The following is a 12,543-nucleotide window of genomic DNA, read 5'->3' as shown; positions in this document are numbered from 1 at the left end:
TTACGATGGCAATAAACTTTTCAACTGAATTCCTTTTTTTTCCAGAGCTTCTTGAATTTTTTTGACCAATAATTCCAGATCGTCATCAGGAGTTAAACCAGTATTGTCAATTTCAAAAGCGTCGTCGGCTTTTTTAAGAGGTGCAATGTCCCGACCACTGTCAATTGCATCTCGTTTAGCAAGATTATTTTTTACTTCTTCAAAAGTAATACTAACATTATTTTCCTGATATTCTTTAAATCTTCTATTAGCTCTCTCGTCGAGCGAAGCAGTTAAAAAGATTTTCACATCGGCATCGGGAAAAACCACAGTTGCTATATCGCGTCCTTCAGCTATTATATTGCAATCATTTCCGATTGACCGTTGTAGTTTAACCATTTCCTTACGCACACACGGGATTGCACTGATTTCGCTCACTTTTGAATTAACTTCAGCCGATCTGATTTTGTCTGTAATTTCTTCCCCGTTAACAAATACACGGGTAATTCCGTTTTCGTAACGTAATTTTAAATCCAAATTTTTGGTCATCTCTACCACAGCGTCTGCATCGTCGACAATGCCGCTCTTTAAAGCAAAGTATGTAATTGCCCGATACATCGCTCCGGTATCAAGATAAGTGAAATTAAGCTTACGGGCTAAATTCTTTGCGGCTGTCGATTTACCCGAGCCAGCAGGACCATCTATTGCTATAATAATTTTTTTCGACATTGGCTTACAAAAATATGAAAAGAGAAATCTTACTGCAAATTATTTTACACGGTTTTGGTCGTCGAGGAGCAGGATTTTAGGTTTGAAATTTATAATCTCTGTCTCGTCGAAGAGGGCATAGCTGGCAATAATGATTAAATCGCCAGGGTGTACTAATCTGGCTGCCGCTCCATTTAACCCTATTTCCCCTTTACCACCATAAATAACGTACGTCGAAAAACGTTCTCCATTATTGATATTATAAATATCAACTTTTTCAAATTCTTTAATGTCTGCCAGTTCACATAATTCTCTATCAATTGAAATTGAGCCTTCGTAATTCAAGTCGGCTGATGTAACAATTGCCCTGTGCAGTTTTGATTTTAGTAATGTTCTTTTCATTTTTCTGTTTCTCTGTTAATTAATATTGCTTTGTATAAACCATCAAGTACCAATGTAGGAATAATAATATCGAACAAGCCTGCTGATTCAAATAGCCGCGAAAATCCTCCCGTACCAATTACCACTGGTTTATCATCTCCGAAAGCTTCTTCGATAATTCTTTTTTTGATTCCATTAACCATACCAATTTGCCCGAAATACAGTCCTGATTGAATACTTTCGACTGTCGAGCGACCTACAACTTCCTTAGCTTCGATTATTTCCACAGCAGGTAATTGAGCAGTTGAACTTTCCAGAACTTCCATCGATATTTTCACACCTGGAATAATAACTCCTCCTAAATATTCTTTTTGTTTGCTGATTACACAGAAAGTAGTGGCAGTACCAAAATCGACAACAATCAGATTTTTTCCGGGGAATTTGTCGACCGCCGCAATTGCATTTGCAATTCTATCAGCACCTACTTCAAGCGGATTCCTGTATTTTATTTTTAGCCCCGTCTTCACACCCGCTTTCAAAAAAAACGGCTCGATACCGAAATATTTTAATGCCGCAGAACGAATTGAATGATTGAGATCGGGCACAACACTGCAAATGGATATGTCGCTAACTTCCTCAGGCGTAAAATTATTTTCTTTCAGTACGCTCCTTAAAAAAACTCCGAATTCATCTGACGTGAAGCGTTCGCGTGATGTCTTCCTGAATTGTAATACCAATTCGGAATTACGGTACAATCCTCCGTAAATGTGAGAATTCCCAACATCAAGACATATAATCATTTTCTATTCCGTTTATTTTTTCAATATAATTTTCCAGATGCATAGCAAGAGTAAAAGGATCGATAGACGAAACTATTTTTCCGTCTTTGTCATAAAGATTAAAATTTTGTTGTACACCGTCATTTGTACGATCGTTCAAATCATTCTGCACTACCAGATCGCAATTACTTTCCATAAAAAGTTTATTTACCGCATCTCTTCTTTGGTCCTCATTCAGTGTATTTGTAAATTTAAATCCAACGATGAAAATACTTTTTTCCCGACTATATTCTCTTAGATTTGTAAGAATTTTATGGTTCCTCTTAAAATTAATTCTAATACTGTCGAAATCCGACGATAGCTTAGTCAACGCCGGTAACTCAATTTTCTTATTTGTTGTTTCTATTGAAACTGGAGAATAATCACTCACTGCAGCATTATGAATGACAAGGTCATAATCATTTTTCCCAAGCAACAATTTCAATTGATTATCCAGACTTACAAAGTCGGTGAAGTAATGTATATTATTTATGAGAGCCGGTTTAGCTGCATCTTTCGACGAAAGATAGTCGACAATGTGTCCTCGTGAATTAAAATAATTGGCCATTACAGCCGCCGTCCTGCCTGTACTCAAATTGGTAAGGAATCGAACCCCGTCGATATTTTCTTTCGTAGCGCCTGCAGTAATCAAAATTTTTAATTTTTTACGGCTTCTCTCTTTTTTAAGCAAATACGCTCTAATAAAATTAAAAATAATATCGGGCTCTAAAAGCTTACCAGCGCCCTCATCTCCACAAGCAAGATAACCTTCTGCCGTTGGTAAAACATCGATACCGAATTCCATTAACTTTTTGATAGACGACTGTGTAGCAGGATTAAAATACATATTAGTGTTCATTGCCGGAGCCAAAAGAAAAGGCGTGTTTTTATCTCTTGCCAGAGCAAGCGAAGTCAGCAAATCATCGGCGATGCCACCAGCAATTTTATTTATAATATTGGCCGTAGCGGGCACAATCACAAAAATATCGCACCACTTGATCAAATTAATGTGACTCATTACAGCGCCAGTTTCGAATAAATCGTTATAAACTGGATTTCCTGTAAGCCCTTCGATCGAAGCTTTCCCTATAAACTGCAGTGCCGACTTTGTAGTCACTACTTTAACATCGCAGCCTTCCTGAACCAATCGTGAAATCAAATAAAGCGCCTTATAAGCTGCAATCGAACCTGTAATCCCGATTAGTATTTTTTTAGAGTTTAACATTGTCAATCAACCTAACTTTTCCTACATGTACAGCACCAAATCTTCTACCGTCCAGCTCTTCGATATAATCAACTTTGAAACCAAGATTTTCGAGTTCTTTGAATAAGTCCTCTTTCGATTTATTTGATTTCAAAAGGCGCGGGAAATTAAGTGCAAACTTTCGCTCTTCTTCAGTAAGTAATTTATTTCTCGAACTCAGCGCAAGTCCATCTTCATCCCTTACGATAGGGCAAGGGACAATTTCTGTATCGATAAAAAACGCCCTGCACATCCCTTCAATTAATTTCAGCTGCTGATAATCTTTTTCGCCGAAATAAGCTTTATGCGGTTTTATTATGTTAAAAAGTTTCATGACCACGGTAAGTACTCCATCAAAATGACCGGGTCTGAATTTTCCGCAGAGAATTTTACTCAAATCGGATTCGCTGATTTTATACCTGTAATTGTCGTTATAAATTTCTTCATAGTCTGGATAAAATAGATAATCCACATTATGTGAATTCAATATCAGAAGATCTTCTTCAAAAGTTCTGGGATAATTTTCCAGGTCCTGCGGGTCGTTGAATTGTGTCGGATTGACAAATATACTTACAACTGTAATGTCATTATCATCTATACTTCTTTCGATTAATGATTCGTGGCCGCGATGTAAAGCACCCATTGTTGGAACGAAACCAATTGTTTTATTAACGATGGTATTTCTTATAGATTTCCACTCGGAAATTTTTTTTACTATTTGTGTCATCAGTAGCTCTCATTTATATTCGGGAAATTTCCATTTTTGACATCACGCGAATAATTGTTTAATGCTTCTTTAATCAGGCTATAACCGTCCTGATATTTTCTTAGGAATTTCGGACTAAAATCTTTATTAAATCCTAACATATCATGAAGAACTAGCACTTGCCCGTCGGTGTACATTCCCGCGCCAATACCAATTGTTGGAATCGAAATTTTTTCCGTAACTATTTTAGCAATCTCTGAAGGAATCATTTCGAGAACAATTCCGAAACATCCTGCAGCTTCGAGTTTCACTGCGCTTTCAATTATATAATCTGCATCTTTTTTTTCTTTTCCTCTCAATTTAAATCCGCCGAATTGATGGACAGATTGCGGTGTCAAACCAAGATGTCCCATAACAGGAATACCGGATTCAACCAGGTATCCAATTGAATCGATTGTGTTACCATCCCCTCCTTCAATTTTTAATGCTTGTGCTCCAGCTTTTATTAACTTCCCTGCATTTTCCATCAGCTTATCCCTACCCATTCGATGCGCAAGAAAAGGCAGATCGGCTATTATTAGTTTGTTTTTGACCCCTCGTTTAACTGCAGATGTATGTAGAACCATTAATTCAATATCGGCGTTTACAGTAGTTTCAAAGCCGTGAATTACCATCGAAAGACTATCGCCGACCAGAACCGCGTCAATACCCGATTCGTCAATTATCCTTGCTGACCAATAGTCGTAGCAGGTTACAACCGAAATTTTTCTTTCCGATTTCGATTTTCTAAATTCAGATACTGTTTTCATCTAATTCATTTACAGGACTAATGCCGGGCGAGTACAATCGAGCAGCGAGCGATTTGAAAAGAAGCTTTGACCTACTTTATGGTACCTGTCCCGAGGATCAAGTCCTGTCTTTCTTATTTAATAATGTTATTTAATTACAGTAACCGTTCTTACGAATCGGTTCTATTATTGGCTACAAAATTATAATAATAACCTCAATTTAACAAGCATCAGAAGCTGTTGAGCAGACTCAGCATTTTATTATGAATCTTACCGTTTGTGGCAAGAATCTGTTTACCATTTAGATCTAACGGTTCATTTTTAAAATTGGTCACTACACCACCTGCTTCTTCGATAATTAATTTACCAGCAGCCATATCCCACGGATTTAAGTAGACTTCCCAGAAGCCGTCAAAAATACCCTCGGCCACATAACATAAGTCGATAGCCGCTGATCCGAGACGTCTGACCGCTCTGGAATTCTTAAGAAATATCTCGAAACGCTCAATTGCATGGTCGGGATTTTCATCAATATTATACGGAAAACCCGTTACAAGTAAACTTTTTCTCAAATCGTCATTCGAACTTACTTTTAGCTTTCGATTGTTGCAAAAGGCTCCACTTCCTTTTTCAGCACTGTAGATTGAATCTCTCATTATATCAAACACAACACCGCATATAATCTCGTTGTTTTTTTGCACTCCAATCGAAACCGAAAAAATAGGGAGTCCGTGCGCGAAATTCGTCGTCCCGTCTAATGGATCGATAATCCATTTATATTCTGAATCCATTTCTTTAACACCACTTTCTTCAGCCAGTATCGAATGCCCGGGGAAATTTGATGTAATGAATTCAATAATTGCTTTTTCGGATTTTTTGTCTACCTCTGTAACAAGATTTGCTAAATTGGTTTTATACTCAACGGATACATTCTTTCTGTAGCCTTCTTTTATTATTTCGCCTGCTATTTTTGCAACCTCTATTACTTTGTCAAGCATTTATACTCCATATAAATAAAAATTATATCACTCAAAAATAGTATTTTTGTGGGAATAAAATTTGTAACTTCTACAACCTGTTTATATTAATTGATAGCTTACTCATTATTATGTATATTTAATTCAAATAATCCAGAGGAACAAAGTTTTTTATGGAAGATAAAATTAAAGCCAGCGAAACTGATTATTCGATGATCGAGGATATCCCCAATAAACTACCTGTGCTGCCATTGAGGGATACGGTTGTTTTTCCATACATGATTTTTCCCGTACTCGTCGGTAGAGAACAATCGATAAGGGCTGCTAATTATGCACTTGAAACTTCCAAATATATTTTTCTTGCTGCACAAAAGAAGGCATCGATCGAGGAGCCAACTGCAGAGGATATTTATCCGGAAGGGACAATAGCAAAGATTATCCAGATTCTTAAACTCCCCAACGGTTTACTTAAGATTTTGGTCGACGGTGTTATACAGGGTAGAATTGTACGCTTTACGGACAGAAAAGAATTTTTTGAAGCTGAGTTGGAAGTTATAACGCCGACGGAAGAAAATCCACGCGAGCTTAATGCATTATTGCGTCAAATGACCAACCTTTTCAAAGAGTATGTAAAGATCAACAAAGCAATTCCGCCCGAAGCAATTAATGCATTCGAAAATATCGACGAGCCTGACAGAAAACTATTTTATGTTGCCGCTAACATAAATCAATCTATCGAAGTTAAGCAAAAGATATTGCAGAACTTTTCGCTCAAAGACCAACTTTACGAAGTTATTAGAATACTCACTTCAGAAATAGAAATTCTCAAGATAGAAAAAGAGATCGAGAATAAAGTCCAGGAAAATATTGCTAAGACACAACGCAAATTTATTATACAGGAACAGATTAGAATATTACAGGAAGAACTGGGAGATGAAGAGGAAATTGCTCCTGAATTTGTCAAATTGAAAGAACAGATTGAAAAAGCGAAAATGCCGCAACCAGTCTATGAAAAAGCAATTGACGAATTAAATAAACTAAAGAAAACCCCTCCTTCTTCTCCCGAAGCCACAGTAATAAGAAACTATCTCGATTGGTTAATTGCGGTTCCATGGCACAAGAAAACACGCGACAATCTTGATGTTAAAAATGTTAGAAAAATTCTCGACGAAGACCATTACGGACTTGAAAAACCGAAAGAAAGAATAGTCGAACATATTGCAGTTCTTAATCTCGTTAAAAGTATGAGGGGACAAATACTTTGTTTTGTAGGACCTCCCGGAGTTGGAAAAACTTCGTTGGGAAAGTCAATTGCAAGAGCGCTCGGGAGAAATTTTGTAAGGATTTCACTGGGCGGTGTACGTGATGAAGCTGAAATTAGAGGACACCGCAGAACATATATCGGTTCGATGCCGGGAAAAATTATTCAATCGATGAAAAAAGCTAAAACCATCAATCCCGTAATGCTTCTTGACGAAATCGATAAGATGAGCATGGATTTTCGAGGAGATCCGTCTTCGGCTATGCTCGAAGTTCTGGACCCAGAACAAAATCATTCTTTTAACGATCATTATTTAGATGTCGATTATGACCTATCGCAGGTAATGTTTATTACCACAGCCAACGTGAGATATAACATTCCTCTTCCACTTCAGGATAGAATGGAAATAATCGAATTGCCCGGCTACCTTGAATTTGAGAAACTTGAAATTGCCAAAAGACATATCATTCCCAAAGAGTTAAAAGCTCATGGACTGGATAAATTTAAAATTGAAATTCAGGATGAAGCAATTAAAAAAATCATTAATGAATATACTCGAGAAGCTGGGGTAAGAAATCTTGAACGTGAAATAGCATCCGTTTTTAGAAAAACCGCCCATGAGATTATAATTTCTTCAAACGGCAGAAAAAAAACAAAACCGACGATTATAATAACACCGGAAACAATTGAAAAATATCTCGGGGTACCCCGTTTTCGTCCTAAAAAAGCCGACAAAGAATTGCGCGTTGGAAGCGTTACTGGTCTGGCATGGACGAGTGTCGGAGGCGAAATCTTGCAGGTCGACGCCACTGTGATGGAAGGTCAGGAAAAACTTACGCTTACAGGACAAATCGGTAATGTTATGAAAGAATCTGCACTCGCTGCATTAAGTTATCTCCGTTCGAATGCTAAAGAATTGGGTTTACCGTCAAATTTCAATAAAGGCAAAGAAATTCATATCCATCTACCCGAAGGCGCTATTCCAAAAGATGGACCTTCGGCAGGAATAACAATGGCTATGGCACTTTATTCAGTCTTCAGCGGTAAACCGGCTCGCAACGACGTTGCTATGACCGGTGAAATTACACTGCGAGGTAAAGTAATTCCGATTGGAGGTTTGAACGAAAAATTACTTGCAGCACAAAGAAACGGTATGTCGATCGTTCTTATTCCAAAAGATAACGAAAAAGATTTAAGCGAGATCAAACCCGAAGTAAAAGAGGGTCTTCAAATTATTCCGATCGAAAATATTAAAGATGCTATTCCATATGTGTTTGAGAAAACAACCAGAACAAGGAAAAAGAAAACAACGACTAAAAAAAGTAGAAAATAATGGAATATTTCTTTCAGATAGATCCTACTCTTCCAGAGGAAGAAAAATATAAACTGGTCATTAAACAAGCTTTGAGTTTAATTGACGAGAGCGTACCTCTATTGTCAAATTTATCGAATATTACAGCACTTTTGAAAGAGACTTTTGAAAAGATTAGCTGGGTTGGTTTTTATTTTAGCAAAGACGAAATTCTTTATCTCGGTCCTTTCCAGGGTAAAACAGCCTGTACAAAAATCAACTTTGGGAAAGGAGTTTGCGGGAAGTCAATTGAAGCCGGACATACCATTATAGTTGAAGATGTAGAAAAATTTCCTGGTCATATCTATTGTGACGCCGATTCAAAATCAGAGATAGTAGTTCCTATTATCAAAGATAAGATTAAATATGGAGTACTGGATTTAGACAGTTATATTCCTTCGGCATTTAACAACACGGATAAAATTTACCTTGAACGCCTCGTGGAAATTTTGTCTGAAAAATTAAATTTAGATAAATTAGAACGGATAACGATATAACATTATGAGTAATTTCTTAGTAACAGCGCGTAAATGGCGGCCTCAAAAATTTGAGGAAGTAGTTGGTCAGGAGCATATAACCACCACACTGAAAAATGCCATTAAGAACAATCGTATAGCTCATGCCTATCTTTTCGCTGGTCCTCGTGGAGTAGGCAAAACAACTACTGCACGTATATTAGCGAAGGCCCTCAATTGTCTCAATCCAGTCGATGGAGAACCATGTAACGAATGCGAAATGTGTATCTCTTTTCTAAATTCTCAATCTCTCGATGTGATAGAGATCGACGGTGCTTCTAATAGAAGAATTGAGGAGATCCGATCTTTGAGGGAATCTGTAAAGTATGCTCCTACTAAAGGAAATTACAAAGTTTATATCATCGACGAAGTTCATATGCTAACACCCGAGTCTTTTAATGCACTTTTAAAAACACTGGAAGAGCCACCTGAACATACTCTTTTCATCTTTGCCACTACCGATGTTCATAAAGTCCCCTTGACAATCGTTTCGCGCTGCCAGCGATTTGACTTTAGAAGAATCGAATTAAATACAATAAAGGATCTCCTCTCTAAGATAGCCAGAGCAGAGAATATCGATATTGACGACACTGCTCTTTCGTTAATAGCTAAGAAAGCCGACGGAGCACTGAGAGACGCTGAAAGCCTTTTTGACCAAATTGTCTCATACAGTGGCAAAAAAGTTAGTTCAGAAGAAATTTCACAAATGCTAAATTTAATCGACCAGGATATTTATTTTCGGATTTCCGATGCAATAATTACCAGAGATTTCAATACAGCATTCGAAGTTACACGCATAATCTATGATAATGGCTGGAACTTTATCGATTTTTTGAACGAGCTAAATGAACATTTCAGAAATATTTTTACTGTGGTTTTAAGAAAATCTACTGATCTTGTAGAAGCAGCAGATTTGTATAAACAAAAATATATGCAATATAAAGATAGTTTTTCTGAAAGCGACTTACTGCGGATATTAACATTTATAAATAAAACTCAGTATGAAATCAAATCTGCTACCGATCAAAGACTCAAAATCGAAATTGCTTTGTGTCAATTAATTGGTTTGGAAAAAACTGCAACAATTAGCGAAATTATCAAACAAATATCTTCAACATCGGCTAGCAAAAACATAGAATCTGCCGGCATACAAAATGTTAAACAGAAAATATCGAATGTAAGACCAGCTTTTAAAGAAGAGGTCAATGTACCTGAAGTAAAGCAATTCATTTCGCCTTCACCTAAGGACGAAAAAGAATTAAAAAGTATCATCTCTAGATGGAACGAATTTGTTGAACAGGTAAAATCTGAAAAACTTTTTTTCGGATCGCTTTTAACCAAAACTAATCCTATCGATTTTATTGACAACCATATTGTGCTGGAAGTTGAGCACCCCGATGACTTTGACATTATTAATGACCACAAAAATTATTTAGAACAAAAGACAAAAGAAGTTTTTGGTAAAAAGATTGAATTCAACATATCAAAAGCAAAAAGTCATTCCAATTTAGAAGAAGTTGATCCTCTAACCAGGGCTGTTATAGAAAAGCTCGGCGGAAAGGAAATTTAATGTTAAGATAGCCAAGGATTTGACACGTAATATAGAAGACCTTTTACACCTAAAATAAATATAATTTTTACTATTAAACATCTTGCCAAGGGCGGAACTCTTGCACCGTTGCCTTATTAATTTTTCATTTATTTTAAAATAAAAAAGCCCGACATTTAATCGGGCTTTAATTTTAATCCTGGCAGCTACCGGATTTTATCCCGCCAACGGCGGGACTCTCGCACCGTTGCCTTATTAATTTTTCATTTATTTTAAAATAAAAAAGCCCGACATTTAATCGGGCTTTAATTTTAATCCTGGCAGCTACCGGATTTTATCCCGCCAACGGCGGGACTCTCGCACCGTTGCCTTATTAATTTTTCATTTATTTTAAAATAAAAAAGCCCGACATTTAATCGGGCTTTAATTTTAATCCTGGCAGCTACCGGATTTTATCCCGCCAACGGCGGGACTCTCGCACCGTTGCCTTATTAATTTTTCATTTATTTTAAAATAAAAAAGCCCGACATTTAATCGGGCTTTAATTTTAATCCTGGCAGCTACCGGATTTTATCCCGCCAACGGCGGGACTCTCGCACCGTTGCCTTATTAATTTTTCATTTATTTTAAAATAAAAAAGCCCGACATTTAATCGGGCTTTAATTTTAATCCTGGCAGCTACCGGATTTTATCCCGCCAACGGCGGGACTCTCGCACCGTTGCCTTATTAATTTTTCATTTATTTTAAAATAAAAAAGCCCGACATTTAATCGGGCTTTAATTTTAATCCTGGCAGCTACCGGATTTTATCCCGCCAACGGCGGGACTCTCGCACCGTTGCCTTATTAATTTTTCATTTATTTTAAAATAAAAAAGCCCGACATTTAATCGGGCTTTAATTTTAATCCTGGCAGCTACCTACTCTCCCGCACCGTTGCCAGTGCAGTACCATCGGCGTTTACGGGCTTAACTTCTCTGTTCGGAATGGGAAGAGGTGTTTCCCCGTAGCTATAACCACCAGAAAATTCTTCAAAATTTAATAAAGATTGGAGAGAACGAAAACATATGCATCTATCTTGGAATAAAATTAATGGCTAAGTCTCACGACCTATTAGTACTGCTTGGCTGAACCCGTTACCGGGCTTACACCTGCAGCCTATCAACCTCGTAATCTCCGAGGAGTCTTTAGACCCAACTTTCGTTGGGAAGGGATACCTCATCTTGAAGTGTGCTTCGCACTTAGATGCTTTCAGTGCTTATCACATCCGTTCATAGCTACCCAGCGCTGCCGCTGGCGCGACAACTGGTACACTAGAGGAACGTTCGCTTCGGTCCTCTCGTACTAGAAGCGACTCTTCTCAAGTATCCTGCGCCCGCATAGGATAGGGACCGAACTGTCTCACGACGTTCTGAACCCAGTTCACGTACCGCTTTAATTGGCGAACAGCCAAACCCTTGGGACCTTCTTCAGCCCCAGGATGCGATGAACCGACATCGAGGTGCCAAACCTTGCCGTCGATATGAACTCTTGGGCAAGATCAGCCTGTTATCCCCGGCGTACCTTTTATCCTTTGAGCGATGGCCCTTCCACTCGGAACCACCGGATCACTAAGCCCTGCTTTCGCATCTGCTCGACCTGTGTGTCTCGCAGTTAAGCTCTCTTATGCCTTTGCACTCAACGCATGATTACCAACCATGCTGAGAGAACCTTTGGGAGCCTCCGTTACAATTTGGGAGGCGACCGCCCCAGTCAAACTACCCGCCTAACACTGTCCCTGACCCTGATAAAAGAGTCGAGGTTAGAATCCAAATAAAGCAAGGGTGGTATTTCACCGGCGACTCCACGACACCTAGCGGTGCCGCTTCACAGTCTCCCACCTATCCTACACATGCTTTACTCGAACCCAATGCTAGGGTGCAGTAAAGGTGCACGGGGTCTTTCCGTCCATATGCGGGTAACCGGCGTCTTCACCGGTACCACAATTTCACCGAGCCCGTGGTTGAGACAGTGCCCAAATCGTTACACCATTCGTGCAGGTCGGAACTTACCCGACAAGGAATTTCGCTACCTTAGGACCGTTATAGTTACGGCCGCCGTTTACTGGGGCTTCGGTTCAGAGCTTCTGACGTCAAAGACGCCATAACCCCTCCCCTTAACCTTCCAGCACCGGGCAGGTGTCAGTCCCTATACGTCGTCTTAATTGACTTCGCAGAGACATGTGTTTTTGTTAAACAGTCGCTTGGGCCATTTCACTGCGACCTTTTTC

At 38.5% G+C, this 12,543-nt stretch carries 10 protein-coding genes and 2 rRNA genes (1 of these 12 only partly in view); 3 read left to right on the top strand and 9 right to left on the bottom strand.

What is annotated here, in order from left to right; all coding sequences use genetic code 11:
• The 7 genes from cmk to ACSSV9_RS06895 form a co-directional block, all read right to left on the bottom strand.
• Positions 1-708 (bottom strand): (d)CMP kinase, encoded by a 708-nt coding sequence (gene cmk, locus ACSSV9_RS06925; RefSeq protein WP_437346516.1) that lies wholly within the window; start codon positions 706-708, stop codon positions 1-3.
• Positions 709-747: 39 nt separating this feature from the next.
• Positions 748-1,089 carry an aspartate 1-decarboxylase gene (panD, locus tag ACSSV9_RS06920; RefSeq protein ID WP_437346515.1) on the bottom strand — a complete coding sequence of 114 codons (342 nt, stop codon included), beginning with the start codon at positions 1,087-1,089 and terminating at the stop codon, positions 748-750.
• A complete protein-coding gene (locus tag ACSSV9_RS06915; protein WP_437346514.1) occupies positions 1,086-1,868 on the bottom strand; it encodes a type III pantothenate kinase in 783 nt (260 codons plus the stop codon). The genes panD and ACSSV9_RS06915 overlap by 4 nt, the downstream gene beginning before the upstream one ends.
• On the bottom strand, positions 1,852-3,111 hold the full coding sequence (gene coaBC / locus ACSSV9_RS06910; protein WP_437346513.1) for a bifunctional phosphopantothenoylcysteine decarboxylase/phosphopantothenate--cysteine ligase CoaBC: 1,260 nt from the start codon (positions 3,109-3,111) through the stop codon (positions 1,852-1,854). The genes ACSSV9_RS06915 and coaBC overlap by 17 nt, the downstream gene beginning before the upstream one ends.
• On the bottom strand, positions 3,098-3,856 hold the full coding sequence (gene panC, locus ACSSV9_RS06905; RefSeq protein ID WP_437346512.1) for a pantoate--beta-alanine ligase: 759 nt from the start codon (positions 3,854-3,856) through the stop codon (positions 3,098-3,100). Before panC ends, coaBC begins: the two co-directional genes overlap by 14 nt.
• Positions 3,856-4,644 carry a 3-methyl-2-oxobutanoate hydroxymethyltransferase gene (panB, locus tag ACSSV9_RS06900; protein WP_437346511.1) on the bottom strand — a complete coding sequence of 263 codons (789 nt, stop codon included), beginning with the start codon at positions 4,642-4,644 and terminating at the stop codon, positions 3,856-3,858. Before panB ends, panC begins: the two co-directional genes overlap by 1 nt.
• Before the next feature lie 209 nt (positions 4,645-4,853).
• The gene (locus ACSSV9_RS06895; RefSeq protein WP_437346510.1) at positions 4,854-5,621 is read right to left on the bottom strand and encodes an inositol monophosphatase family protein; all 768 of its coding nucleotides are present in this window, start codon (positions 5,619-5,621) and stop codon (positions 4,854-4,856) included.
• Between the two features lie 152 nt (positions 5,622-5,773).
• On the opposite strand from ACSSV9_RS06895, the gene lon reads away from it, so the two are divergent.
• The 3 genes from lon to dnaX are packed head-to-tail and all read left to right on the top strand — an operon-like array spanning position 5,774 to position 10,297.
• The gene (gene lon / locus ACSSV9_RS06890) at positions 5,774-8,194 is read left to right on the top strand and encodes an endopeptidase La (RefSeq protein ID WP_437346509.1); all 2,421 of its coding nucleotides are present in this window, start codon (positions 5,774-5,776) and stop codon (positions 8,192-8,194) included.
• On the top strand, positions 8,194-8,709 hold the full coding sequence (gene msrC, locus ACSSV9_RS06885; RefSeq protein ID WP_437346508.1) for a free L-methionine (R)-S-oxide reductase MsrC: 516 nt from the start codon (positions 8,194-8,196) through the stop codon (positions 8,707-8,709). Before lon ends, msrC begins: the two co-directional genes overlap by 1 nt.
• 4 nt (positions 8,710-8,713) lie before the next feature.
• A complete protein-coding gene (gene dnaX / locus ACSSV9_RS06880) occupies positions 8,714-10,297 on the top strand; it encodes a DNA polymerase III subunit gamma/tau (protein ID WP_437346507.1) in 1,584 nt (527 codons plus the stop codon).
• Positions 10,298-11,181: 884 nt separating this feature from the next.
• On the opposite strand, the gene rrf is transcribed toward dnaX, so the two are convergent.
• Together rrf and ACSSV9_RS06870 are read right to left on the bottom strand one after the other, a co-directional pair.
• Positions 11,182-11,298, bottom strand: a 5S ribosomal RNA gene (rrf, locus tag ACSSV9_RS06875).
• 68 nt (positions 11,299-11,366) lie between these two features.
• Positions 11,367-12,543, bottom strand: a 23S ribosomal RNA gene (locus ACSSV9_RS06870); it runs 1,840 nt beyond the window's last position.

The sequence above is a fragment of the Melioribacter sulfuriphilus genome, assembly GCF_051488685.1.
GTDB lineage: Bacteria > Bacteroidota > Ignavibacteria > Ignavibacteriales > Melioribacteraceae > Melioribacter.
The sequence above is the reverse complement of the archived record's forward strand: the minus strand, read 5'-3'. Positions and strand labels throughout refer to the sequence as shown.

Bases quoted from the DNA above. Each gene is read 5' to 3' on its own strand.
- cmk (WP_437346516.1), bottom strand. From the start codon at position 708: ATGTCGAAAAAAATTATTATAGCAATAGATGGTCCTGCTGGCTCGGGT.
- panD (WP_437346515.1), bottom strand. From the start codon at position 1,089: ATGAAAAGAACATTACTAAAATCAAAACTGCACAGGGCAATTGTTACA.
- ACSSV9_RS06915 (WP_437346514.1), bottom strand. From the start codon at position 1,868: ATGATTATATGTCTTGATGTTGGGAATTCTCACATTTACGGAGGATTG.
- coaBC (WP_437346513.1), bottom strand. From the start codon at position 3,111: ATGTTAAACTCTAAAAAAATACTAATCGGGATTACAGGTTCGATTGCA.
- panC (WP_437346512.1), bottom strand. From the start codon at position 3,856: ATGACACAAATAGTAAAAAAAATTTCCGAGTGGAAATCTATAAGAAAT.
- panB (WP_437346511.1), bottom strand. From the start codon at position 4,644: ATGAAAACAGTATCTGAATTTAGAAAATCGAAATCGGAAAGAAAAATT.
- ACSSV9_RS06895 (WP_437346510.1), bottom strand. From the start codon at position 5,621: ATGCTTGACAAAGTAATAGAGGTTGCAAAAATAGCAGGCGAAATAATA.
- lon (WP_437346509.1), top strand. From the start codon at position 5,774: ATGGAAGATAAAATTAAAGCCAGCGAAACTGATTATTCGATGATCGAG.
- msrC (WP_437346508.1), top strand. From the start codon at position 8,194: ATGGAATATTTCTTTCAGATAGATCCTACTCTTCCAGAGGAAGAAAAA.
- dnaX (WP_437346507.1), top strand. From the start codon at position 8,714: ATGAGTAATTTCTTAGTAACAGCGCGTAAATGGCGGCCTCAAAAATTT.